Origin of the sequence: Anaerotignum sp. MSJ-24 (assembly GCF_018918145.1) — a bacterium.
In the GTDB taxonomy this organism is placed as follows: Bacteria; Bacillota; Clostridia; order Lachnospirales; family Anaerotignaceae; genus Metalachnospira.
Genome location: NZ_JAHLPX010000009.1, coordinates 22,730 through 48,775 on the forward strand (window position 1 = coordinate 22,730; position 26,046 = coordinate 48,775).

At 39.1% G+C, this 26,046-nt stretch carries 22 protein-coding genes and 1 other annotated feature; of the genes, 13 read left to right on the forward strand and 9 right to left on the reverse strand.

The genetic code is table 11. The features are described 5' to 3' along the window. Window positions 1–10: 10 nt before the first annotated feature. Complete coding sequence (gene brnQ / locus KQI66_RS09465) at window positions 11–1,357, reverse strand: branched-chain amino acid transport system II carrier protein (protein ID WP_216428959.1); 1,347 nt, start codon at window positions 1,355–1,357, stop codon at window positions 11–13. A gap of 228 nt (window positions 1,358–1,585) precedes the next feature. On the opposite strand from brnQ, the gene KQI66_RS09470 reads away from it, so the two are divergent. Together KQI66_RS09470 and KQI66_RS09475 are read left to right on the forward strand one after the other, a co-directional pair. Further along, the gene (locus tag KQI66_RS09470; protein ID WP_216428961.1) at window positions 1,586–2,011 is read left to right on the forward strand and encodes a DUF6323 family protein; all 426 of its coding nucleotides are present in this window, start codon (window positions 1,586–1,588) and stop codon (window positions 2,009–2,011) included. Continuing rightward, entirely contained in the window at window positions 2,004–2,933 is a 930-nt protein-coding gene (locus KQI66_RS09475) for a DUF6179 domain-containing protein (RefSeq protein ID WP_216428963.1), read from the forward strand. The genes KQI66_RS09470 and KQI66_RS09475 overlap by 8 nt, the downstream gene beginning before the upstream one ends. 31 nt (window positions 2,934–2,964) lie before the next feature. Here the strand turns inward: KQI66_RS09475 and KQI66_RS09480 are convergent, their stop codons facing one another. Both KQI66_RS09480 and KQI66_RS09485 read right to left on the reverse strand, forming a co-directional pair. Further along, window positions 2,965–3,609 (reverse strand): trimeric intracellular cation channel family protein, encoded by a 645-nt coding sequence (locus KQI66_RS09480; protein ID WP_216428964.1) that lies wholly within the window; start codon window positions 3,607–3,609, stop codon window positions 2,965–2,967. 191 nt (window positions 3,610–3,800) lie between these two features. Next, window positions 3,801–4,694: a DMT family transporter gene (locus tag KQI66_RS09485; protein ID WP_216428966.1), complete on the reverse strand. Its 894-nt coding sequence runs from the start codon at window positions 4,692–4,694 to the stop codon at window positions 3,801–3,803. Between the two features lie 244 nt (window positions 4,695–4,938). On the opposite strand from KQI66_RS09485, the gene KQI66_RS09490 reads away from it, so the two are divergent. Continuing rightward, entirely contained in the window at window positions 4,939–5,562 is a 624-nt protein-coding gene (locus KQI66_RS09490; RefSeq protein ID WP_216428968.1) for a flavodoxin family protein, read from the forward strand. 45 nt (window positions 5,563–5,607) lie between these two features. Here KQI66_RS09490 and KQI66_RS09495 read toward each other — a convergent pair whose 3' ends face one another. From KQI66_RS09495 to KQI66_RS09505, 3 genes are all read right to left on the reverse strand, one after another. Next, window positions 5,608–6,402: an ABC transporter ATP-binding protein gene (locus tag KQI66_RS09495; protein WP_216428969.1), complete on the reverse strand. Its 795-nt coding sequence runs from the start codon at window positions 6,400–6,402 to the stop codon at window positions 5,608–5,610. Next, window positions 6,395–7,306 (reverse strand): ABC transporter permease, encoded by a 912-nt coding sequence (locus KQI66_RS09500; RefSeq protein WP_216428972.1) that lies wholly within the window; start codon window positions 7,304–7,306, stop codon window positions 6,395–6,397. Before KQI66_RS09500 ends, KQI66_RS09495 begins: the two co-directional genes overlap by 8 nt. A gap of 198 nt (window positions 7,307–7,504) precedes the next feature. Further along, window positions 7,505–8,548, reverse strand: a complete 1,044-nt coding sequence (locus tag KQI66_RS09505; RefSeq protein WP_216428974.1) for an ABC transporter substrate-binding protein — start codon at window positions 8,546–8,548, stop codon at window positions 7,505–7,507. A 235-nt stretch (window positions 8,549–8,783) separates the two neighbouring features. On the opposite strand from KQI66_RS09505, the gene KQI66_RS09510 reads away from it, so the two are divergent. The 4 genes from KQI66_RS09510 (at window position 8,784) to KQI66_RS09525 (ending at window position 12,288) form a co-directional block, all read left to right on the forward strand. Beyond that, window positions 8,784–9,080: a cupin domain-containing protein gene (locus KQI66_RS09510; RefSeq protein WP_216428976.1), complete on the forward strand. Its 297-nt coding sequence runs from the start codon at window positions 8,784–8,786 to the stop codon at window positions 9,078–9,080. Between the two features lie 77 nt (window positions 9,081–9,157). Further along, window positions 9,158–9,389, forward strand: a binding site (T-box leader). Between the two features lie 114 nt (window positions 9,390–9,503). Next, a complete protein-coding gene (locus tag KQI66_RS09515; RefSeq protein WP_216428977.1) occupies window positions 9,504–10,511 on the forward strand; it encodes an ABC transporter substrate-binding protein in 1,008 nt (335 codons plus the stop codon). An 84-nt stretch (window positions 10,512–10,595) separates the two neighbouring features. Beyond that, the gene (locus KQI66_RS09520) at window positions 10,596–11,507 is read left to right on the forward strand and encodes an ABC transporter permease (protein ID WP_216428979.1); all 912 of its coding nucleotides are present in this window, start codon (window positions 10,596–10,598) and stop codon (window positions 11,505–11,507) included. Further along, complete coding sequence (locus KQI66_RS09525) at window positions 11,494–12,288, forward strand: ABC transporter ATP-binding protein (RefSeq protein WP_216428982.1); 795 nt, start codon at window positions 11,494–11,496, stop codon at window positions 12,286–12,288. Before KQI66_RS09520 ends, KQI66_RS09525 begins: the two co-directional genes overlap by 14 nt. 379 nt (window positions 12,289–12,667) lie before the next feature. Here the strand turns inward: KQI66_RS09525 and KQI66_RS09530 are convergent, their stop codons facing one another. Further along, window positions 12,668–13,357 (reverse strand): aspartate/glutamate racemase family protein, encoded by a 690-nt coding sequence (locus KQI66_RS09530; protein ID WP_216428984.1) that lies wholly within the window; start codon window positions 13,355–13,357, stop codon window positions 12,668–12,670. A 60-nt stretch (window positions 13,358–13,417) separates the two neighbouring features. Then, window positions 13,418–14,554, reverse strand: a complete 1,137-nt coding sequence (locus KQI66_RS09535; RefSeq protein WP_216428986.1) for a TlpA family protein disulfide reductase — start codon at window positions 14,552–14,554, stop codon at window positions 13,418–13,420. A gap of 268 nt (window positions 14,555–14,822) precedes the next feature. Between KQI66_RS09535 and KQI66_RS09540 the strand changes: the two genes are divergently transcribed. The 5 genes from KQI66_RS09540 (at window position 14,823) to KQI66_RS09560 (ending at window position 23,490) form a co-directional block, all read left to right on the forward strand. Then, on the forward strand, window positions 14,823–15,512 hold the full coding sequence (locus tag KQI66_RS09540; RefSeq protein ID WP_216428987.1) for a response regulator transcription factor: 690 nt from the start codon (window positions 14,823–14,825) through the stop codon (window positions 15,510–15,512). Next, on the forward strand, window positions 15,496–17,031 hold the full coding sequence (locus KQI66_RS09545; RefSeq protein ID WP_216428989.1) for a sensor histidine kinase: 1,536 nt from the start codon (window positions 15,496–15,498) through the stop codon (window positions 17,029–17,031). Before KQI66_RS09540 ends, KQI66_RS09545 begins: the two co-directional genes overlap by 17 nt. A gap of 341 nt (window positions 17,032–17,372) precedes the next feature. After that, window positions 17,373–20,855 (forward strand): pyruvate carboxylase, encoded by a 3,483-nt coding sequence (locus KQI66_RS09550; RefSeq protein WP_216428991.1) that lies wholly within the window; start codon window positions 17,373–17,375, stop codon window positions 20,853–20,855. Window positions 20,856–21,270: 415 nt separating this feature from the next. Further along, complete coding sequence (locus tag KQI66_RS09555) at window positions 21,271–21,834, forward strand: hypothetical protein (RefSeq protein ID WP_216428993.1); 564 nt, start codon at window positions 21,271–21,273, stop codon at window positions 21,832–21,834. A gap of 222 nt (window positions 21,835–22,056) precedes the next feature. Further along, window positions 22,057–23,490: an S-layer homology domain-containing protein gene (locus KQI66_RS09560; protein ID WP_216428995.1), complete on the forward strand. Its 1,434-nt coding sequence runs from the start codon at window positions 22,057–22,059 to the stop codon at window positions 23,488–23,490. Window positions 23,491–23,559: 69 nt separating this feature from the next. Here the strand turns inward: KQI66_RS09560 and KQI66_RS09565 are convergent, their stop codons facing one another. Next, window positions 23,560–24,393 carry a hypothetical protein gene (locus KQI66_RS09565; protein ID WP_216428996.1) on the reverse strand — a complete coding sequence of 278 codons (834 nt, stop codon included), beginning with the start codon at window positions 24,391–24,393 and terminating at the stop codon, window positions 23,560–23,562. 205 nt (window positions 24,394–24,598) lie between these two features. Here KQI66_RS09565 and KQI66_RS09570 point away from each other — a divergent pair, with 205 nt between their 5' ends. Beyond that, window positions 24,599–25,840 carry a cell division protein FtsQ/DivIB gene (locus tag KQI66_RS09570; protein ID WP_216428998.1) on the forward strand — a complete coding sequence of 414 codons (1,242 nt, stop codon included), beginning with the start codon at window positions 24,599–24,601 and terminating at the stop codon, window positions 25,838–25,840. The last annotated feature ends 206 nt before the right edge of the window (window positions 25,841–26,046 follow it).

Genomic DNA, 26,046 nt, shown 5'->3' on the forward strand with positions numbered 1-26,046 from the left:
GTAGCATCCTTTATTTTTTCTTTATGTTATAAATAATAATTCCGACAACAAAACCGATTATTGACGGAACAATCCAGCCGAGTCCGAAAGATGCAAGCGGAAGTATACCTCCAACCGCATCAATAACAGGATCTAAATGAAGCGGCTGACGCAGGCCTTCGGGAAGAGTACGAAGAAGATCGTATACCGCACCAAAGAGTGTAAAGATTATTGTACAAAGATAAACCGAACGGCTGTGTTTGAATAAACCGCCGAGAAGTGCAAGAAGAATAAGCACGATTGAAAGCGGATATAAAAACATAAGCACAGGAATAGAAAATTTGATTATTGTGCTTAAGCCGAGGTTTGAAAAAAGCAATGACATTAAGCTGAATATAATCGCCCATGAACGGTATTTAGGTCCGTTGGGAAAAAGAGCCGCAAAGGTTTCCGAACAGCTTGTTATAAGTCCGACTGCCGTTTTTAAGCAGGCAAGAGTTATTGTTGCCGCAAGTATGAAAAGGCCGATGCCTCCGAAATAATACTGTGCTATATGTGCAAAAGCTATTCCTCCGTTTTCGGCGGCCTCTGCAAAACCGCGACTCTGTGCACCGACGATTGTTACGGCAAGATATATAACAGCCATGAGTATACAGCTGAAAACTCCGGCACGAACAGTGTTTCCGGCAATAGCAGAAGGCTCCTCAACACCAAGCCCTTTTATAACCTGAACAACGATAATACCAAAAGCAAGGCTCGCCAGTGCGTCCATTGTGTTATAGCCTTCGAGAAATCCGGTTAAAAACGGTTGGCTTGAATAAGCTCCCTGAGGAACAACGGAATTGACCGATGCCGATGGTTTTACGAGAGCAACAACAATAAGTATTCCGAGAAAAACCAAAAAGCAAGGATTAAGTATTTTTCCTATCCACGTAAGTATTTTTCCGGGACGCAACGAAAAGAAGAGAGTAACCGCAAAGAATGCTATCGTAAAAAGCAGAAGATAAAGCTTTAAGTGCTCGCTGTTCGGAAAAATTTGTTCAAGGCCGACTGTAAACGAGGTTGTTGCACATCTTGGAATTGCAAAGAACGGCCCTATTGTTAAGTATAAAAGACAGGTGAAAAACATGGCATATGGCTTGCTTATTTTGCTGGAAAGATCAAAAAGACCGTTGGAACGGCTTATGCCGAGAGCGGCAACACCCATAAGCGGAAGGCCTACGCCGGTAATAAGAAAGCCCATAATTGCCGGAATAATATTATTGCCTGCCATCTGCCCCATATAAACCGGGAAAATAAGGTTTCCTGCTCCGAAAAACATTCCGAAAAGCATACTTGCAACGTAAACATATTCCTTAAAGCTTAGTTTCTGTTTCATCATAACCTCCATATGAAAAATTTATTGTAAAAGCAATTAATTCTTTTATAACATAGAGTATTGTTTTTGTCAATTTTATGTACGGATAAATGAACAAAAAAATACTGCCATGAAGGCAGATAAAAATATTTTTTATTAATTTATGTTCTTATATTACCATAAAATAGACAAAATGTCAAGTCTTGTATTACATCGGCCTATGGTGTATTGAGTATAGGGGTGATTAATATGGATTTACCGATATTCGATAATTTTGGAATAACAAATGTAGAAAAGAATGAAATAAAAAGCATAGTTGACAAAAATATAATTTTATCTGAATTCGGAATCACAGTGAGCGAGCATGAGGTAAAGGAGCTTATTGCAATACGGAATGAAGCATTGAAGAGAAACGGGCGTATAGAATTCAAACATGACATAATAGAAAAGCTGATATTTGCTTTCTGCGATAGCAGGTGTATAAATAATGAGGATTTTGTGGAAAGGGTCGGAGAATTTGTTGATATGTTTTACTATTTCAGGAATGAAACCAATGTGAGTGATGATGAAATAATATCTGCCATGAGAATGACTTTTGATAAATATAACGGTTCAGATGAAATGGTTGAAAGCCGTACATTGGATATGATTTGCGGAGGTAATGAAAATGAATAATTTAAGCAAACCAAATGCAATTAAAACAGGTAGTATAGCTGTCGATGACAGAAATTATTTTTCGTCACTGCTTGAAGTCAGTTATACATCCGGAATAATCGGCGAAAGAGTTTTTGAAAATATAAGAAACGAGCTTATTGCCGTACTTGCCGATAAATGCCGCAAATATACATCAAACGAAATAAGCTCGGTAAGAACGGAGATTGCCGACGAGCTTATGAAATCAATTACGTTTACAATCGGAGTACATCTCAAAAGCTTTGAGGATAATGAAAAAGCTATAAATGAGCTTATAAATACTGGCATTGGAAATTGCCTTAAATGCGGAGAAAAGCGACTTAAGCAGATGGTTAAAAGCTCAAGGCTGTTTTATGAGCAGTTGAAAAATTCTGCGGTAAATATTGATAACGAGATATATAATTCAACGCTGTTCGGCGGTCTGGAAGGTTTTTTTAAGCTGTATGATACCGAATTTTTTGCACACGAAATAAATATTACCGCAGATTACAGAACAATGATATATCCTATTGGCTATCATGGCATTGAGTTTATAAGAAAATACATGGAGTATATTTATATCGAAAATAAAATTTGCAAACGCTTTGATGAAAGAAAAATAAAAAGGTTACTTGCCTATTATGCTGTGGATTATGAAAGCACCGTAAGAGATATGGAGTTTAATATATGCTCGGTTGTGCTTGCCAATGCAGCAGCCTGTTATATAGCCGGTGAGGATATATTTTCCTTGAATGTAAGTGAAAACGGAAAGAAGAAGGTTTCGGAGTATTTTTCAGAAACCGGAAACGGCAGAACAGCGGTAAAAAGTGTTTTGGAGATAATAACGGACAAGGAGATAATTAAAAATTATGTAAATAAGGCAGAAAGCATTGACGGAATAATAAAATTCATCTGTAAAGAATAAAATAACCGCAGAAAATCTCTGCGATAATGAGTTACTGCTTTTTAATTCTCGGCATATTCCATTTGTATTTGGTTGCAAGCAGTCTTATTATGAAAGTGGAAATCATTCCACAGAACATTGCGAGAGAATGGTTTATGTTCAGCTTGAACATATAATAATATATTGCACCGCCGGCAATGGCAGCAAGGGCATATATTCTTTTTCGCAATACAGCCGGAAGCTTCTGGCAGAGAAGATCACGCATTATACCTCCACCGATACCGGTTGTCATAGACATCAATATACATAAGAAGGCATTATCGACGTATCCAAAATTGATACAACGCTGTATGCTCGTTACCGAAAATATACCAAGGCCGATTGCATCAAATATGTTTACGAAGTTGTCTATGTTTTCAAGATTGCCTAAAAAACGATCGGTATCGTTATAGGCAAAAAGAAATACAAATAACGAAGAAACAATGGAAACGATGGCATATACTTTATAGGTGAACATAATAGGAGGAAATATTCCGAGAAGTATATCTCTTATTACTCCTCCGCCGAGTGCATTAATAACGCCTATGAAAACAACGCCGAAAATATCCAGCCCTTTTTCTGCCGCAGTGGCAGCTCCGGAAACGGCAAATGCAATTATTCCGACCAGCTCAAGACCTAAAACTATCATGCTTTCCATAGCACATTCCTCCGATAACAACACAACTTACTCTAACGGCATTATATTAAATATGCGGCTGTAATGCAATAAAAATAATCAAACATATTAAAAAATCCCGAAAATACGGGGCTTTTTGAAGAATATACATTTTGTGCCATAGAATAAAATGTTTAAATATCCATTATTCCATAGCACAGTTTAAATTAAATTTATGCCTTTGACTTTTCGGGAATCTGTGTAAGAATTACAGCGGCAAACACAAGTGCACAGCCGAAAAGTTCTTTTCCGGATAATGCCTGATGAAGAATAAGCCAGCCGAAAAGTACTGAAAATACAGACTCAAGTGAGCAGATAAGAGAGGCTATTGTCGGTTCAATATCCTTCTGTGCTATTATCTGAAGTGTGTATCCTGCTCCCGAGCTTAATGCTCCGGCATAGAGTATAGGTGCCCATGCGGCAAGAATCATGCTGAATGTAGGCTTTTCAAGAATGACCATAGGGAAAAAGGAGATTAACGCACATATCCAGAACTGTATACAGCTTAAACGGACTCCGTCAACCTTGGGCGAAAAATGGTCAATGATAAGAATGTGGAACGAAAATCCTACGGCACAGAGAAGAACAAGAATATCTCCGTTGTTTATGCCTGTTTCGCCTGTCATGCAGAGGAAATACATACCGATTATTGCAATAACAACAGCAATCCATACTTTCTTTGGTACATGCTTTTTTAAGAATATTCCGAATATAGGCACGATTATCATGTATAATGATGTTATAAATCCGGCTTTTCCGACTGAGGTGTATTTAATGCCGATCTGCTGGAATGATGACGCAACGAAAAGGGCAATACCACAGCATATGCCGCCGATTATGAGCGTTCGTTTGTCCTTTGGTTCAGCAGACGGATTGTTTTCCTTTCCGTTGAGTTTGTCAACAAATTTCATGATGGGAATAAGAATAATTCCGCCGATTACGTTTCTTGAAAAAAGATATGTAAACGGTTCTACATAGTCCATGCCAACGCTTTGTGCGACAAAGGCAGAGCCCCATATGAGAGCCGTCAACGTGAGCATAAGTCCTGCTCTGAGCTGTTTAGACATTGATGATACCTCCGATGTTTCTTAAATAATTGTGCACTTCATAAATGATAATACTTTAAAGCATAAAAGTCAATAGATTATTAATAAAACCGTTTTTATAAGCGGAAGGTATCAGGAAACGATAGTCATGACTTTCGCAAAGCAAAAGTCATGACAAGATTTCGACTTAGGTATTTATTGAAAATAAAAATGACTTGAATTATAATATTACTAAGGTTTCTATATGGTTTAAGGAGGAATATATATGAAGGTTATACTTGTTAATGCAAGTCCACATGAAAAAGGCTGTACATATACAGCACTTAGCGTTATTGCCGACACACTCAAGGAAAACGGCGTTGAGTCCGAAATTCTCCAGGTCGGCAAACAGGTTAAGCATCCATGTATGGGATGTTATGCTTGTCAGAAGCTTAAAAAATGTGTTTTTGATGATGATGTAGTTAATGAATATGCAAAGAAGATTGCAGAAGCAGACGGATTTATAATCGGTGAGCCTGTATATTACGGCGGCCCTGCTTCACAGGCACAGATGTTTATGGACAGACTTTTTTACAGCCATGGCTCTGAATTTGCATTTAAGCCTGCCGCAGCTATTGCAAGCTGTCGAAGAGGTGGACTTACCGCAGCAATGGACAGAATGAATAAATATTTCACTATTGCCCAGATGCCTATTGTTTCATCAAATTACTGGAACGGCGTACATGGAAATGCACCGGAAGAGGTATTACAGGATCTTGAAGGTCTTCAGATAATGCGAAATCTTGCAAAAAATATGGCTTGGATGATTAAGTGTATTGATGCCGGAAAGAAAGCCGGAATAAATACACCGGAGCAGGAAGCTAAAGTAAGAACAAACTTCATCAGATAAATAATGAAAGCCGAGGCATTTTTGATTTGCCTCGGCTTTATTTTTTTAACTCAATAACATTCTATCATTATCAAAGTTCTTTCCTTTTACTTCTCTGTACATTTTGAGTAGACTGTCAACCGTAAGGTTTTTGCGTTCATCGCCCTTGAGGTCGAGAACGATTTTTCCGTCGTCAAGAAGTATTGTACGGTTTCCGAGTTCTATTGCTGACGCTATGTTATGTGTAATCATAAGCGTTGTTATTTTCTTTGTTTCAACAATTTCCTTTGTTATTGCAAGTACCTTTTCCGCTGTGAGTGGATCGAGTGCGGCTGTATGTTCATCAAGAAGAAGAATTTTCGGTGTGAGTATTGTTGCCATAAGAAGAGTAACTGCTTGCCGCTGACCGCCGGAAAGCGTTCCAATAGGCACGTTCATTCTGTCCTCAAGTCCCATATCAAGCTTTGAAAGCACTTCTCTGAAATATTCTCTGTCTTTTTTTGATATAGCTCTGTGGAATATTCCTTTCTTTGTTGAAGAGTAGGGAATGGCAAGATTTTGTTCTATCGAAAGAGAAGGAGCAGAGCCCTTCATAGGATCCTGAAAAATTCGTCCTATGCACTTTGCGCGGTAGGTATCCGGTTTGAATGTCATGTCCTCTCCGTCAATAACTATTTTTCCTTCGTCGGTAATAAATGTTCCGGCAATGGCGTTGAACATTGTTGATTTTCCGGCACCGTTTGAACCGATTACCGTTACAAAGTCTCCGGCGTCAAGGCTGAGAGAAAGCCCTTTGAGAGCCTTCTTTTCGTTGGGCGTTCCTGCCGCAAAGGTTTTATGAAGATTGGTTAATTCAAGCATTGGCTTTCTGCCTCCTTGTCTTATTGCGTTTTGCGGCAAATGCGGCTCTTACCGGGCCTAAGCCGAGTGCAATAGCAATTATTATTACCGAAACAAGCTTAAGGAAATATGTAGGGAAAAGATTTGTCTTTATGGCAATGGCAATTATTATACGATATGCAACACTTCCGACTATTGCCGAAATAAATCCGACCGAAAGACCTCGTTTTCCGCATATTGTTTCGCCGATGATGACGCTGGCAAAGCCGACAACGATTGTACCGGAACCGGCAGTAACGTCTGCATAGCCCATATATTGTGTATACATTGCTCCGGAAAGAGCAACACAGCCGTTTGCAAGTGCAAGGGCAATCCATTTCATTTTGTTGGGATCTATTGATGTTGCACGAACCATATCCTCATTGTCACCTGTTGCACAGATACATAAGCCGAGATGTGTTTTAAAGAAAAATTCAACGGCAATAAGCACTATAACGCATATAATTAATGATACTATAAGATATGCAGTGTGCTTACTGCAGCCGGTAAGCTGCATAAGGTTTGAATATAATGTATCGGAACCGAGAATGGAAATATTGGGTTTTCCGTCCGACATTATTTTAAGATTGATTGAATAAAGACCGCTCATAGTGAGTATACCGGCGAGTATAGGCGGTATATGTATTTTTGTCTGAAAAAATCCGGTTACAGATCCGGCACATAAGCCGGCTATAAATGCTATTATAATTGCGAGCAGAGGATGACCTGCATTTGTGAGCATGGCACAGACTGCCATACCGAGAGTTACGCTTCCGTCAACGGTAAGATCGGGAATCTTAAGTATTCGGAAGGTTATAAATACGCCGAGAACCATAAGTCCGTAAACAAGACCGAGCTCAACGGCACCTATTATCTGGTTTACCATTGTGTTGCCTCCTTTTATTTCCGATTTATGTATAAAAAATTGTGTCAGAAACTGTATGCTTAGAAACTTTATGCTTAGAAACTATCTGCCATAAATGCAATAAAGCAGACCAAAGAACCGCCCTTGGTCTGCTTGTTTTTTATAAGAAACTTTGTCTGACTTTGCAAGCCTAAAGCAAGTCTACTTTTTTGCTGTAAATTATTCACCAACATATGTTGCAATGTCAGCGTATTCGGCAGGTAATTCGATTCCAAGATTTTCCTGTACGCCCTTGTTGATAACAAGTGTGAAGTCGCTGTATCTCTGGCAAGGCATATCGATAATTTCTTTTCCGTTGTACCAGTCGATTACCATGTTGGCTGTCATAACACCTACTGTGTCGTAATCAACACCGTATGAGCAGAAAGCACCACCCATTGTCATGGCATCTGCTGCTCCATATGAAGGAATGCCGAGCTCTGTAAGAGCTGCACCGAGCTGGTTGAAGTTAGCTGCGATGATTGAATCGAGAGCAACATATACAAAAGCATACTGACCTTTGCTGAATGCCTGTGCCTGTGTAACTGCGTCTGTAACGTCGGCATAGCCTACTACATCATATTCAACACCGATTGAATCACAATATTTGGCAGCAGCTTCCATTGTGCACTGGGCGTTGTTCTGTGATGTGTTGTACATAATGCAGATTTTCTGTCCGTCTGCAATAGGAGTGATGTCCATTGCTGTGTCGATTATGAGGTCGGCAGGAATAGTGTTCGATGTACCTGTTGCAAGATAGTTGGGATCTACCGAATCCCAGTCGGGAACTATCTTTGAATATACAGGGTCAACAACCGACATGAATATAATAGGAATATCACCGCCGGCAATGTTTACGGCTGCCTGTGTGGGAGGAGTAAGCATAGGAACGATAAGGTCGTAATTGTTATCAACAAAGCTCTGAATCATTGTTGTCATTGTTCCTGTATCTCCGGCAGCGTCCTGATAATCTATTTTGATGTTATCTGAAAGACCTGCTTCTTCGATAGTACGTGTAAAGCCGTCATACATTGCTGTTGCGTCAGCCATATCTACAAGCTGAACAAAGCCTACGTTTACTGTACCTCTGTTTTCGGTTGCAGTATCTGTTGTTTCTTCTGTCTTGTCATCTGTTTTGGCATCGGAAGAACTGCTTGAACAGCCTGCAAGTGCCATAGTTACAACTGCGAGAGCCATAACTGCTGATAAAATTTTCTTCTTCATAAATTCTCACATCTTCTTTCTTAAAAATAATTGCACTTTAAGAGGTTAAACTGTAACGGTTTAAAGTCTTGATATAAATTATAGAACGAAATTTGTATTTGTCAATAGAAATAATTCAAATTTGTTGAATATTTTATTGAATAATATACTATCTTGTCATATAATCTGATTAAAATATCATAGGAGATGAAATATTATGCAATATAACCCTTATAAAAATTTGCCTTTGTATAAAATGGGACCTGTTGTGGGAAGGGAGCTTCTTGCTTATGATGAGGACTATACGGTGAACAGGCTTTTTGCACCTAAGGGCGGAAACGGCCCTATCCATAAGCATCCGCATAAACAGGTTGTTTATGTTTTAAAGGGCAGCGGACTTTTTACCTGCGGCGGAAAGGACTTCGATGTTAAGGCAGGAGATGTTGTACAGATAGAGTCCAATGAGGAGCACACTTTTAAGGATATATATGAAGACACAGAATGGCTGGAGATTTTTACACCCGGCAGAGAGGACTTTAAGCCGGAACAGTGAAATATCTGTTTTAAAAAAAGTGCAAAATTTTATCAAAAAAAGTGTTGACAACATAAAAACATGGTGATAATATCATACTAAATTCAGCGAACAAAAATAGTACCCGGTAAACAAACGTTTCAGAGAGTCGGCGGTGGTGTGAGTCCGATACGGAAGTAATTGGGGAATGGATTTGGGAGAAGCACGGTGAATGGTTAGTAGCTTGTGACGTATACCTGCGTTAAAGGTTAGGATATGTTGGTATCTGAGAGAGGCAGACAATATAGTCTGTAAAACGAGGTGGCACCACGATGTTTATTCGTCCTCGGTTGGCTTTTAAAAAGCCGACCGAGGCTTTTTTTATACTCTGGTCCTTGACTTCTCTGTTTTAACCAACGATAAAAATATTAAATTTATTATTATCGATGAAAAGGGGAAAAGAAAATGAAAAAGAATCTTAGAAAAGTAATGGCAATGATGGCAGCAGCAGTTATGGTAATGGGAGTTGCAGGATGTTCTTCATCTTCAACAACTACAACAGACACAGCATCGGATGACAGTGCTGATAAGACAGTAATCGGTATCGTTCAGATGGCTGATAACGGAGCATTCACAGACATGAGAGAAGGCTTTATAGCAGAAATGAATGCAAAGGGCTATGACGACAGCAACACAGAATTTGTTTATAAGAATGCACAGGGTGATGCAACAAACCTTAACACAATATGCCAGGATATGGTTTCGCAGGGAGTTGACCTTGTTGCAACAATAGCAACACCTACAACACAGGCAATGGTAAACCTTAAGAGTGACATTCCGGTTGTGTTCATTTCGGTTTCCGATCCCGTAGGTGCAGGAATACTTACAACACTTGAAAATCCCGATAACAATGCAACAGGAACATCAAATGCAATTCCCGTAAGCGACATCTTCGGACTTGCGGATGAGCTTACACCCGGTATCGGAAAATACGGAATACTTTATACATCAGGCGAAGTTAATTCGGTAAACACAGCAAAGAATGCAAAGGAATATCTTGATTCTAAGGGAATTGCCTATGAAGAAATCGTAGTTACAAACTCATCGGAAGTTCAGCAGGCAGCACAGCAGCTCAGCTCAGAATGTGATGCAATATTCGTTCCCAATGACTCGGTTATCCAGAGTGCTATGCCGGCAGTTGCACAGGCAGCTAAAGATGCAAAAATTCCCGTTTACGGTTCATCTGCAGTCATGGTAAACGACGGAGCATTTGCAACAATAGCAATCAGCGATACACAGATCGGTGCAATCAGTGCAGATATGGCTTATGAAATACTTGCTGAAGGCAAAACACCTGCCGATATTCCCGCACAGGTTGTCGGAGCAACAGACACAGTAATCAACAAAACAACAATGGAAGCAATCGGCGTTACTGTTGATGCGGCAGACGGAATTACATTCGTAGAAAACTAATAGGTAAGAAAACAAAATCAAGATTGTATATGAACCACCCTTTGGGTGGTTCAATGTTTTAAAATGCTTTAAGGAGGTTACAGCATGACTTTACTGCTTGGATCGTTACAGCTCGGATTGCTATACGGAATATTGGCAATAGGCGTTTATATATCATTCAGAATACTTAATGTTCCGGATTTGACAACAGAGGGAAGCTTTACATTCGGACTTGCAACATCGGCAATGTGTGCTTTAAGCGGACATTTTGTGCTTGGAATAGTCCTTTCGATATTTTCCGGAGCACTTGCCGGATGTATAACCGGATTTTTACAGACTAAATGTAAAATACATCCCATACTTTCGGGAATTATAACAATGAGCGGACTTTATACAATAAATCTTGCTGTAATGAAAAATGCCGTTAATGTATCATTGATAGGAAAAACAGAGCTTTTTTCATATGTAATGGAAAAAATGCCTCAGCTTTCGAGAGATACTGTAAAGACAGCATTGGCACTTATATTCGCACTTATAGTATGTATAATAATTATAAGATTTTTCAAAACACATATCGGTCTTTGTATAAGAGCAACCGGTGATAATGAAGCAATGGTTTCTTCATCATCGATAAATGTAGATGCAACAAAAATATTTGCACTTGCCATTTCCAATGCCTGCGTAGGTCTTTCCGGCGGTCTTATGGCACAGTATCAGGGATATGCCGACATTAATTCATCAGTCGGAATACTTGTTGTCGGTCTTGCCAGCGTAATTATCGGCGAAGTCATTTTCGGAAGGAGAAGTGTTACAATCGGAATAATATCGGCGGTTGTCGGCTCTATTGTTTACAGATATATTATGGCGCTTGCAACGGCAACACATATTTTCCCGGCATTTGCACTTAAGCTTGTTTCGGCATGTATAGTCGGAATTGCACTTTCAATACCGGCAGTTAAAGAGGCTGCGGCATTAAGCAAAATCAAGAAGGAGGCTGGAAACGATGCTCACAATTAATAATGCGGTTAAAATATTTTCACAGGGAACACCCAATGAGCATAAGGCACTTTCGGGACTTAATCTTCATCTTGAAAGAGGCGAGTTTGTTACGGTTGTCGGCTCGAACGGTGCAGGAAAATCTACAATGTTCAATGCCATATGCGGAAACTTTCTTCTTAACAGCGGAAGTATTTTTGTTGACGGACAGAATATAACATATATGAAGGAACACAAAAGAGCCGGCTTTATAGGAAGAGTTTTTCAGGACCCCATGAAGGGAACAGCTCCCAATCTTACAATAGAGGAAAACCTCGCACTTGCATATTCAAGACAGAAAACTGGCCCGTTCGGCGCAGCTGTAAACAAAAAGAACAGAGATATGTTCAAAGAGGCACTTTCCGAATTCAATATGGGACTTGAGGACAGAATGCAGACTAAGGTTGGTTTGCTTTCCGGAGGACAAAGACAGGTTGTTACATTGCTCATGTGTACGCTTGTTACGCCTAAGCTCCTTCTGCTTGACGAGCATACGGCGGCACTTGACCCGGCAACGGCTGAAAAGGTTATGGAGATAACGGAAAGAATAGTAGACAGAAACAATCTTACAACACTTATGATTACACATAATCTTAATTCCGCATTGAGAACAGGAACAAGGACGATAATGATGGATTCGGGAAATATAATACTTGATGTAAGTGGAGAGGAAAGGGCGAAGATGACTCTTGACGACCTTCTTAATATGTATTCATTAAAGAAAAAAGAGGCATTCGACAATGACAGAATGTTGTTGAGCTGAGCTCAAAATTCGAAAACAGGTTTTCGACTTGTTTACTGATGGCATGAATAGCTTGTTCCATCGGCTAAAGCCTTGAAACTATTGACCATGCAAGTATGCACCCCGAAGAAAACGAGGCGGTCAAAAACAGCGAAGACCGCTGACGCTTATGAACCGCAAAGATAAATGCGGTGGTCGAAGACCACTTTGCGAAGCAAAGTTCTGAATAGGCGGTTTTGCGTAGCAAAATGCTTTGACCATAGCATGGTGGCGAAGCCACTTTCGCTTGCGAAAGTCATGACTATTGTTTTCCGAACCTTTCAGCTATTTAATTTTAGTTTATGCAAAATTTAAAACGGCAGTGATTTCGAGAGATTTCACTGCCGTTTTGATGTATTTATTATTTTAATGTCAATGTCAATTTTACAAGCTCATCTATTGCATAGGGAATGCTTGTGTATACATTATCTGTATATTTAGGCGAAGCATAGATTATACCGTCAGCCATTGAAGCCTGTGCAAGGAATATGGAATCATATTCGTCACCGATTGTATTTATTTTGTGTGCTATGGTTTTATCATGGCTCATTTTATCACCCTTAGCATTGAAAGCGGCTGCGTTGTCGAGAAGAAATGTGTCAACAACAGCGTCTTTGCCAAGCTTTGAACGGATAATTTCGGTTGAAGGAATAACAGTTGTGGGTATTGTTGCAAGAATGGCTATTCTTTTTGAATTTTTTGCAATAACTTTGGCGACCTCTTCATCAATACGAACTACAGGAATGCTCAGCTTGCCTTTGGCATAATCTTTAAAGCCTCCGACGGTGGAGCAGGCGTTTATTATGATTGAAGCATTCTGTTTTTCTGCAATTCTTGCAAACATAAGAAACTTTTCGTAGGAGTATTCCATTGTGTTCGGATCTTCTTTAATCATAGGAAGAATTGAGTCATCAACAAAATTGATTACGTTTGCATTGGGAAGATATTCTAATATTGAATTTTTCATCATTGGAACTGTCTGATAAACTGTGTTTAAAACTGCGATTGTCCCCTTAAAATCGCTGTTTGCGATTGTGTTTGGTTTATTCATTTTTATTGCCCCCTGTTAAAAAAGCGGAAACCGATAAATCAGATTTCCGCTTATCACCTGTTACTGTTGTGGTGTTTCGTTTGATGAAGGCACATCGACCGTTTCGTCAACTGCTGTGTTTTCATCGGGATTTGTAACATATTTTTCAACCATTGCATCAATAAATTCGCAATATCTGTCACCTGTGTAAAGACCTGTATGGTATCCGCCTCTTACAACTCCGTTCTTGTCTACCATTACAAATGAAGGAATTGATTCAAATTTAGATTTAACGAAGTCTGCCAAGTTTGTATCAAGTCTTAACATAGGGAATTTTGTTCCGCTGTCCTCAAGAAGGAACTTTGCGGTTTCAACATTCTTTTGCGTTTCCTCACTGTTATCAAGCTTTGCAAGCGGTGTATCGATACATACGCCGATTACATTTACGTTGCCAAGCTCCTGAGCATGCTCATATGCCTGCTGTAAATCGGCAAGGTTATCTGCATCGGGATGTAAATATGTTGCCCATATAAATACAAGTGTAAGATCGTAATCCTTAAATATACTGCTGTCCATGCTTTCTCCGTCCATTGTTTCGGAAGAGAAGGTTACGGTGTTCTTTTCGGCATATTTGCTTTCAATATAGCTGTCGGTATCGAAATCGGTTATAACGAATGAATCCGAAAGCTCCGTAACACCTTCGCATATTTTGTCATATACGTCTATGTTGTCATCGCCCATTGCTCTTGTTGAGCCTACGTAGTCATAGAAGAGATAGTATCCGATTCCATTGTTTTCGGCAACAAGCTTTCTCTTGGAGAACATTTTGTAAAGTCCGGAATTATAAAGCTGAGATTCGTTTTCGGTCTGAGCTATTACAATTTCGCAGATAGGATATAAATAATCATCAAGAGAAATGTTTTCTCCGCCGGTTGATGACTTAGCGATTGTTTTCCAATCCTCCGGCGTAATGTAATTGTATCTTATATTTTCAAGGCTGTAATCCTCTTCGTAGGAATAAGGATAGATATTGTTTGATTTTGTGTATTCCTGCCAGCTTTCCGGTGTTGTATATTTTAAGCCAATTTTAGAAAAATCTACTTCACGACTTGTGAGAGTATCCTCCTGTACGGTGTTGTCAGAAGAAGAACATGAAGTAGTGATTGTTCCGCAAGCAAGCACAAATGCGAGCAGAAGAGCTGTATGTTTTATTTTCATATCTGTAAAACCTCCTAAACAGTAAAAATAATTATACTATATAAAAATATAATTTGCAAATTTAAAAGCAAATGTTTATAAAATATTAATAATTTTCTAACTATGGATTAATATACTATGTAAAAATCTGAAAAATATTGTAAACCTCAAATATTAACGGAATTTTAATTTAAGTCAAATTTACAATTAATTTAATTTAGGTTATTATAGACTACATAAATAAAATTATATAAATAATAATGTATGTTCTTAGAGAAGAGGATTTATTATGAATAAAAAGATACTTCTTATTGAAGATGAGGTTAAGCTGGCAAGATTTGTTGAGCTTGAGCTTAAATATGAAGGCTATGACGTTACGGTCTGCCATGACGGCCGTGTCGGCTTTGATGAATTCCAGAAAAATGAATATGACCTTATACTCCTCGACCTTATGCTTCCGGGACTTAACGGAATTGAAATTTGCAGAAGAATAAGAAAACAGAGCGAAATTCCCATTATAATGCTTACCGCAAAGGACGAGGTTATTGATAAGGTAGCAGGTCTTGATTCCGGTGCAGACGATTATATGACAAAGCCTTTTGCCATTGAGGAGCTTCTGGCAAGAATGAGAGTTGCGCTCAAAAGAGTAAGACCGGAGGCTGTGCAGAAAAATGTATATACCTGCGGAGATTTAACACTTGATGCTGATAAACACCTTGTTAAGGTAGACGAGGACACAATCGACCTTACCAAAAAGGAATATGACCTTCTGCTTTATTTGCTTAAGAGCAAAAATATAGTTCTTTCAAGAGAACAGATACTCAACCAGGTATGGGGCTACAATTATATAGGTGAAACAAATGTGGTTGATGTTTATGTAAGATACCTCAGAAGTAAAATTGATGAGCCTTATAACAAAAAATTTATACACACAATCAGAGGAGTAGGATACTATATTAAAGATGAAGAACAGGAATAAGAACAGAGGTCTGTTCGGCAGAATGTCAATAACCGGTAAGGTTGTTGTGCTGTATACGTTTTTGTTCACATTTACTATAATTTCCATAAGCTGTGTATTTCTTTATTCGGCAAGAAGCATAGGTGCCGGAATAGTTTTTTCAGGACTTAAAGAAAACTCGTCGCATATACAGGCATATATTACCGAAGGAAACGAGCTTAGTGAGGAAAATATAGATGATCTTATCAATGATAATACTGTCGAATATATAATTAAAAATAAAAATACAGGAGAAAGATATGTAAGTCTGGGACTGCGTATGGCTGATGAGTATAATGCGTACGATGTACCGGAAAATGTTTCTAAGCCTTCTGACAGCGAAAGCAAACAAAAGTATATTCAGCCGGAAAATGTTCCGTCCGACAGTACCCCGAATGATGACATAAATTCGGCACCGGATTCAGATGGCAGTGGAGAAAAGGTAAAGCTTCCTTTTATGCTTGACAATGAATACTCCGTATACAGCAAGGACGGAAAGGATTATATAACCGTTGACAACGAAGTTATGTATGAAGGCGATATGTACAGCATAAGACTTTTTAAGAGCAGTGCCGATATTATGCGTTTTGTTAAATATATCGAAACAAGACTTTATCATATCGACCTTGCCGGAATTGTGCTTGCCTTCTTTATTTCGGCATATATAAGTAAGGTGCTTTTAAGACCTGTTACTAAAATAAGAGAAACGGCCGAAAAAATAAGCGTTGAGGATTTAAGTCAAAGAATAGAGATAGAAGGGCCGGATGACGAGCTTAAAGAGCTTTCGATAACATTTAACTCTATGATTGACCGTCTGGAAAGCTCCTTTGAGCAGCAGTCGAGATTTGTTTCGGACGCATCACATGAGCTGAGAACGCCAATATCGGTAATAAAGGGCTATGCAAACCTTATAAACCGTTGGGGAAAGGACGATCCGGAAATACTTCAGGAGGCTGTAAACAGCATACTTGAGGAAACCGAGCATATGTCGGTTATGATTAAAAACCTTCTTTTCCTTGCACGTAGCGACCAACACAGTAACCATGTACAGATACAGCCGATGTCACTCGGTGACGCCGTAAACGACATAGCAAAGGATTTAAGCGTTATGGACGAAAAGGTTGAGGTTGAAACCGATATTAGTGAAGATATAATAATAAACGGCGATCCCGACCTTATAAAGCAGATGCTGTGGATATATACAGAAAATGCACTCAAATACAGTGGAGAAAATAAGAAGGTTCAGTATAAGCTTTATAAAGAAAACGGTTACGCTTGTATTTGTGTCAAGGACAATGGTTTCGGTATAAAGGACGAAGATATACCTCATATTTTTGAAAGATTCTATCGTGTGGATAAATCCAGAAACAAAGAAATACCCGGAAACGGTCTTGGACTTTCCATCGCAAAATGGATTATGGACATACATCATGGCAAAATAGAAGTCAAAAGTGTTGTAGGACAGGGTACGGAATTTATAAACAAATTTCCGATAAATTAACAAATGTATATGTATAACGGATAATTAGGGTAAAAAACAGCCTATTATCCGTTATTTTTTTGTCTGTAATTGACCGTAGTTTATGTGAAAAATGTAAAATTCATGTACATTTTTAATAATTCATTGTGTTAAAGTAAATTGATATAAGTTAAAATTAATAATAACTTGTATCTAACGTGAAACATGAGTAAAAAATAACTAAAATTTTTTCATACTAAAAAAATAATGTATACAATTATGCAAAAGTTTAGAACATTTGAAAATTATTGTTGATTTACTCAATTCTACTGATTAAAATTAATACTTAAGTTGTACACTTAACTTAGGAGGAGGGTAAAATAATGCAGGAACAGATAAAAGAGTTCAAGAAGGTGCTTGTTGCCAACCGTGGTGAAATAGCCATCCGTGTTTTCAGAGCCCTTAATGAGCTTGGCATACAGTCTGTATGTGTATTTTCTAAGGAGGACAAATATTCTGCTTTCAGAACCAAAGCAGACGAGAGCTATAAGCTCAATCCAAACAAAGGTCCTATTGATGCGTATCTTGACATTAACGAAATTATTAAAATTGCGAAGGAAAGAAATGTAGACGCTATTCATCCCGGCTACGGACTTCTTTCCGAAAATCCCGAATTTGTAGAAGCCTGTGAGAAAAACGGAATTACATTCATCGGTCCCACAGTTGCAACTATGAATGCGATGGGCGACAAAATCTCCTCTAAACAGATTGCTATTAAGTGCGGAGTGCCTATTATTCCGGGTGTTGACCATGCACTTAAATCTCTCGAAGAGGTAACGGAAATTGCCGAAAAAATCGGCTACCCTGTTATGCTTAAGGCATCAAACGGCGGCGGCGGACGCGGTATGCGTATCGTAAACTGTGCCGAAGATATGCCGAGAGAATTTGAAGAAGCCAAAAACGAGGCAAAGAAAGCTTTCGGCGATGACAAAATCTTCATTGAAAAATATCTTAAGAGTCCAAAGCATATCGAAGTTCAGGTTATGGGCGATAAATACGGCAATGTAATCCATCTTTTCGACCGTGACTGTTCTGTTCAGAGAAGACATCAGAAGGTAGTTGAGTTTGCACCTGCGGATTCAATCAGCTATGAAACAAGAAGAAGAATTTTCTCTGATGCGGTTAAGCTTTCAAAATATGTTGGTTACAGCAATGCCGGAACACTTGAATTCCTTGTTGATGCCAACGAAAATTATTACTTTATCGAAATGAATCCCCGTATTCAGGTAGAGCATACAGTTACGGAAATGATAACAGGTGTTGACCTTGTTACAACACAGATACTTGTTGCCGAAGGTTACAGCCTTTTCTCAGAAAAGGTCGGCATTAAGTCACAGGAGGACATCCGCTGCAGCGGACATGCAATCCAGCTGAGAGTTACAACAGAGGATCCTGCCAACAACTTCCTTCCCGATACAGGAAAGATTACGGTTTACCGTTCACCTGCCGGAAACGGTATCAGACTTGACGGTGGTAACATATTTGCCGGAGCAGAGGTTACACCTTATTACGACAGCCTTCTTGTTAAGATCATTGCATATGACCGTACATTTGAAGGAACAGTACGTAAGTGCGTAAGAGCACTTAAGGAAACACGAATAAGAGGTGTTAAGACCAATATTCCTTTCCTTATCAATGTTGTACAGAGCGAGGTTTTCAGAAGCGGAAAATGTACAACAACATTCATCGAAGAAACACCTGAGCTTTTTGACATCACTCTTTCTAAGGACAGAGCGTCAAAAATCGCAGAATTTATCGGAAATAAAATTGTAAATGAATCAAAGGGTGATAAACCGGATTTCGGTCCCATTGATCCGCCTAAATATGACGGAAGTATTCCCGTTTACGGTGCAAGAGATGAATTCCTTAAGCTTGGTGCAAAGGATTTCACACAGAAGATACTTAACGACAAAAAACTTTATGTTACGGATACAACAATGCGTGACGCACATCAGTCACTTGTTGCTACACGTTTCCGTACAAAAGATCTTGTTACTGCCGCACCTGCAACGAACGTTGCAATGAGAAACGCATTCTCAGTTGAAGCATGGGGCGGTGCAACATTCGACGTTGCATATCGTTTCCTTAAGGAATCACCTTGGGTAAGACTTGAAAAACTCAGAGCGGCAATGCCCAATACACTTATCCAGATGCTTCTTCGTGCGTCAAATGCGGTAGGCTACCAGAACTATCCCGATAATGTCGTAAGTGAATTTATCAAGGTTTCTGCCGAAAGAGGCGTCGATGTATTCAGAATTTTCGATTCACTCAACTGGATTGAAAACATGAAGATGCCTATTGAGGTTGCTCTTTCAACAGGAAAAATCGTCGAAGGTACAATCTGCTACACAGGTGATATTTTAAATCCCGATGAAAAGAAATATACTGTCGACTATTATCTGAAAAAAGCACATGAAATCGAAGATCTCGGATGCCACATATTCGCTATCAAGGATATGGCCGGACTCCTTAAACCTTATGCGGCTAAGAAGCTTTTCACAGAGCTTAAGAAGGAGCTTAAGATTCCTGTTCACCTTCATACACATGACACAACAGGAAACGGCGTTTCAACAGTACTTATGGCAGCAGAAGCCGGAGTTGATATAGTTGACCTTGCAATCGAATCAATGTCAACAATCACAAGCCAGCCTTCAATGAATTCTGTTGTTTATGCCCTTAAGGGAACAGAAAGAGATACAGAGCTTGTTCCAGATGAGCTTAACGAATTAAGCCGTTACTATGAGGACGTAAGAAAGATGTACAGCGGTTTTGAGAGCAATATGAGAACTCCCAATACCGAAATATATAAATACGAAATTCCCGGCGGCCAGTATTCAAACCTTCGTTTCCAGGTTAAGGAAATGGGCTCTGCTGATGAATTTGAACATATCAAAGAGCTCTATAAACAGTCAAATGAGCTTTTCGGAAATATCGTAAAGGTTACACCTTCATCAAAGGTAATCGGTGACTTTGCTATATTCATGCAGAAGAACGGCCTTACAAAGGATAATATCTTTGAAAAGGGCAAGGATCTTTCATATCCCGAATCAGCAGTTGAGTATTTCAGAGGACTTATCGGACAGCCCGATGGTGGCTTCCCCGAAGAGCTTTCAAAGATTATACTTAAGGACCAGAAGCCTATCAACGGCCGTGCCGGCGAGCTTCTTCCTCCTGCCGATTTCGATAAGATGGGCGAAGAGCTTATGAGCAAGTTCAACTTCGATAAGGTAAACATGAGAAACATTCTTTCATCTGCACTTTATCCAAAGGTTTATGATGAATATTGCGCTCATCTCCAGCATTATAACGATGTATCACGTCTTGACAGCCATGTATACTTCTACGGACTTAAAAAAGGCGAAGAAACAGTTCTCCGTATCGGAGAAGGTAAGGCTATCACAATAAAATATATTGATATGTCCGAGCCCGACGAAGACGGATACAGAAACCTTACATTTGAAATCAACGGTATCATGCGTGAGGTAAGAATACTCGATAAGAGCAGAGAGGTTAAGAGCGACAGAAAGCTTAAGGCCGATAAGAATAATCCTGCACATCTTGGCTCAACAATCCCCGGAACAGTAAGCAAGATTTTTGTAAAAGAGGGCGATGTTGTAGAAAAGAACAAGGTTCTTATGACAGTCGAGGCAATGAAGATGGAAACATCAGTGCTTTCAAAGGTAAACGGTATCGTAGACAAGATCTATGTGCATGAAGGCTCGGCAGTCAGCCAGGAACAGCTTCTTATTTCGTTCAAGGTTGATGCAGAGGAAGTGCCTTCACTCGATAATATGGCAAAAGAATAATAAAGTTAATTAATAAAGATAAAAAGGGATATATCTGAAAAGGTATGTCCCTTTTCTGTTGAAAAGACCGGTTATTTTTGTTATTCTTTTTATAAATTAAAGGTTAATTAAACAATTATCCCGAAAATCATTTCATTTCTTGAAATGATTCTCATAAAGTTTAGATTGAACAATGAACCGCAAAGTATGTACCCCGAAGAAAACGGGGCGGTCAAAAACAGCGAAGACCGCTGACGCTAATGAACCGCAAAGTATGCACCCCGAAGAAAACGGGGCGGTCGCAGACCGTTTTGCGTAGCAAAATGCTTTGACCATGATGCGGTGGCGTAGCCACTTTGCGAAGCAAAGTTCTGACCATACTAAGGCTTGCTGGGTATGGGACAGGGTCCCATGGTTTTTAGAAAAGGAGAATTATATGTTAGCGGAAAAGCTTAATATACGAAAAAGACTTGATAGCATTGAGCCGGAAAAGGTCAAAAGAACGGTTGTTATAATCGTACTTGTGCTTGTTCTTGCTGTCATAATACGAAATCTTATGCCGTCATCATACAGCGGCGAAGACGAAATGCAAAAGGCGGTTGCGGCAGAAACCGGAGCATCTGTGGAAATATTTGCGACAGAGGCATATGACAATAAATATCTTGCCGGCTATAAGACAGAAAAAGGCTACGGATATGCGGAATTTACCAAGGATAAGGATGGTAAGTTCGTACTTGGTGCAATAAAACAGCCGGAGGAGCTTGAAGAAATGGGCGAAGATATATTCGTTGATATGTATGACGATAAAGCCGTTGTTTCAAGTGGAAATTCCGCACTCTCAAAAATAGGTATTATTAAAACCGTAAACGGATTTCTTAATGCAGAAGAAGAAAGAACTTCTGTGCATGGCAATCCTTCGCTTACAATAATTTCTTTCGGTGACGGCGAAAAAATAACGCAGATTAATTTTTATGACTCCAAAGGAATGCCTGTAAGATAACAGTAAGGTATTTATTCTCCACTTTTATTTGCTTTGGCACTTTATTGCGGTTATATCTGTCGATTTTGGCATAAATATTGGGCATATTCACCACTTTAATAATAAAAGGGTTGAAAAAGCCAGAATATATGGTAAAATATTATTACGTTTGTGTTAAGATTTTTTTGAAAAAGTGTTTCTGTTTATAATCTGAACGGATATGCTTTGAACACGAGGTGTAATATGAAAGCTAAAAATAAATTTGCCGTACTGCTTGTGGCAGGAATAACAGCATTAAGCTCTGTGCCTGCATATGCGGCGGAAGTATACGGAGCGGCAAGAGGAAAGCCTATAATTCTTCAGTCAGATATAACCGATACGATTGCATCGGCGGAAAAGCTCGGTATACTTAACGAAAATAACGATATAACAAGTATTGTTACAAAAAAAGAATTCAGCCGTCTTATGGTCAGATTTTACAGAGCGGCAACCGGTGCAACAGGAATAACACTTTCCAACAGCCCATTTGTCGATTGTGATGCCAATGAGGTTATATTCTGTGCCGAAAACGGAATAATAAACGGTCTGAGTAATGTTACATTCGCTCCCGAGAATTATGTGACGAGAGAAGAGGCTTGTACATATCTTGTTAATGCAATAAAATTCATGGGCCTTAACATAATTGATGATTATATGAATGTAAAGCCGTCGTTTGTAGATTTCGACAGCGTATCGGAAGAGCATAAAAACGACGTTGCGTATCTTTCGGCAATAAATGTTGTAAGCGGCTATGACGGATATTTTTATCCTAATTCGTATATCACTTATGAGCAGGCGGCATTTATGTTTGTTGAGGCATATTATCAGCTTATGCTTTCAAAAATAGAAATAAATAATGTCAAAATAACTATCGGCGATTCCGAAGAAAAAGCACTTTCCTTATTCGGCGAGCCGGCATATAAGTTTGAAGATTCGACAAGCGGCGTGACAGTCTGGGTTTATAATAAAAATCTTTCGAGATTTCTTTATCTCGGAATAAAAAACGGCAGGGTAACAGAGCTTTTTTCAAATAGCAGTTCATTTGTATACAGAGGTATTTCCTCCGGTTCGGTTGTCAAAGAAGTCGATTTCGGAGCAAGAGGCGAGCTGTCGTCAACCTCGGTTTCCTATTCTGACGGCTACGGAAATGTTAGAATAGGCTGGAGTCCCGGATCAGGAAAGATAACATATATTTATGCCTATGAAAATAATAATACTGTAAATAAAATATCGAAAGCAACTGCGGCAAATGACACAAAGCTTTTGTATGATATTATAAATGCGGAAAGAACAAAGGCAGGACTTAATGCATTTACCGTAAATACCGATATAGAACAGAATGCACGTACACATGCCACAAATATGGCATACTGGGGATATTTCGGATATGAAGACAGCGATAAACTCACGCCGTTTGAAAGACTTGATAATAAAAAAGTGTCATATACAATGGCGTCGGAAAATATATCAAAGGAAGATAATGTTGTTAAGGTTTATTGTGAATGGATGAATAACTCCGGAAGCAGGGCTAACCTTCTTACGGCAGAAATGGTTGATGTCGGAATGGGTATGGCGGCATCGTCAAACGGAAAAAATGTTTATACAACATTGGATTATGTTAAATTAAAAAATAAATGATTAATGGGTGCGGTTCAGATGAACCGCACCTTTGAATTTTCAAAAAACAAATAGTTTTCGACTTATATGTTATTCACAGCCACAGTTACAGCCGTTGGAATTGGAAGTGTTTTTTCTCTGAATGTCGCTCAGCGTCGGCGGACAGAACATATCGGAAGGGAACGTAAGGCTGTTGAAGAAATCGCATACGTTTGTTGCGGCTTCTGCACCAGTGCATTCCTCGGGAACACAACAGCCGAAGTTTCTTACAACCATATTTACAGGTCTGAAAAGTCTTACGATCGTAAACAAGCCGATTGTTACACATACAGCAGTAGGAACTTCCGTTATATTGTCGTCACAGTCACATGAGCAGTTGCATCTCGGCGTAAGCTTAAGCTCTGCCGCAAGACCGGCGGCTTTTGCCTCAACGGATACAAAAGGTCCCGATGATGTGTTTATTCCGGCAGTGTTAACAAGGTCGGTTGCCATAGCTGTTTCACTTCCGATTGAGCCGAAAAGCGTCATACGGAGTGTGTAAATGCTTGTTGCATGACAGCAGGTGATAAATTCGCATTCGGAATCACGGAAGGTAAGTGTATAGTTGAAAACAAATTTGATTTCAACGTCCCAGTAGCCTGTTCTGAATGGATTTTCTTTTTTCTTTGTTATTAAAATACGGCAGAGAGTAAGGTCGTCAAGACTTACCGATGCGGCATTTATAGGTGGAACGATAACATCGCCCTCCTGAATTATTTCACTGCACTGTGCGTTGTTTCTTGCACAACGGGCAGGGCCGAGTATACATGGCGTAAGGCAGATCTGCTTACGGCACTGGTCAAAAATTTTGTAAGCGATTATGCAGTCTTCTGATGCCGAATTGGGCTGTAAGGAGGAGTTATGAGTGTTGTCACAGCAGGGCATATTTTATGCCTCCCACATATTTTTTATGGTATATAATATGAGAAAAAATAAAATTGGTGAAAGGTTGGGTGTGTTTTGCAAAATTTATAAAATTTTGTTTTTGTATTTCCTCTCGCGGCGGTTGACATAAGCCCTTTATGACGATTATAATAAATCAGTTAGACATATGCTTTATACGCTTTTACGGAATACGGGTGATACTTTAATGAAGGAAATACATTTTTCTTTTGATGATGATAATGAAAAACTTAATAAAGTAGATAAACCTGAAGACAGAAATTTCGATGATTTTGACGAAGAGGATGAGAGCGAGCTTCTTGCCTATACAAAACAGCTTGCCGCTGATGTCGCTTCGGATAATTACGAAGATGAGGTATTGGATGAACCTGACGGTTTTGATGAGCCGGAAGATGAGTTTGATGATTATTCCGAGCGGGAAATCAAGGTTACGGAACTGAGCGGAAGTGAAAAAGAAAAACAGCCGCAGTCCGAAAAAAACGATATACAGGTTGTAAAGCCGGAGCTTGTGTATCAGGCTGAACCGGAAAAAAGCGAGAAAGCCGGGCATAAGCATAAGGCAAAAAAAACTATGCCAAAGCCGGCGGTTAATAAGCCTGTGTCTAAAACAGCGGAAAATATTGATATTTCCGAAGATTATGATGATGCGGAAATACATATACCGCACGTTGCCAATACAAATATAAGAAAAAATATTTTCGACAGAAAACAGCAGAGAAAACGACGCATAAAAAAAGCGGCAAAGATAATAGGTGTAATTATCGTTGCGGCAGGTATATTTATGATTTCACCTGTATTTTCGGTAAATGAAATAATCATAAACGATATGCACTATTTCACAAAAGACGAAATATGTGAAACAATAGGTCTGCATGACGGCGTAAACGGTTTTCTGTTCAATAAAGGAAAAGCGGCAAAACTGCTTGAAGAAAATCCGTATATTTCCAAGGTTGAAATAAGCTTTATACTGCCGGACAAAATGACAGTTTCGGTAAGTGAAAACAAAATATGCGGATATATCAAGTATCTTGGCAGTTATCTTTATATTGACAGATACGGCAATGTTATAGACATAAAAAGCGAAACGGCAGAAAGCCTTCCCATTATTGAAGGACTTAAGTTTGATTCCTTTACAATCGGCAGTGAAATTCCCGTTACAAATACGGATTCTTTTGATGCCGCTCTGAGCGTGTCAAATTCCATGAGCAAGTACGGAGTGCTTAACGATGCGGTTAATATAAATGTTTCTGATACGGATAATATTTATGCGTATATACGAGGTATAAGAGTTCTTCTCGGCTCAAACACAAGAATGGACGAAAAGATAAAAACAATGGCAGAGGCAGTAAAGGAAATTCCGGAAGGCGATAAGGGAACGCTGGATTTGTCGGATTTAAACAAGCCGATTATATTCAAGTATGCGACATAATAAAAAACTTAAAAATTTATTTAAAAAATAAAATTGCTATTGAATATTGTTAATAAACACGATACAATGTATAAATAAAGAATGTATAAGTGGGCTCATTTGCCGGAAAAATACATTCATAAGCGTATGTTTTTTAAAAATATTCGCTTGTAAGGTTAAAACGGATAAACGAAATTTTATATATAATTTCAGACCTTATACAGTAC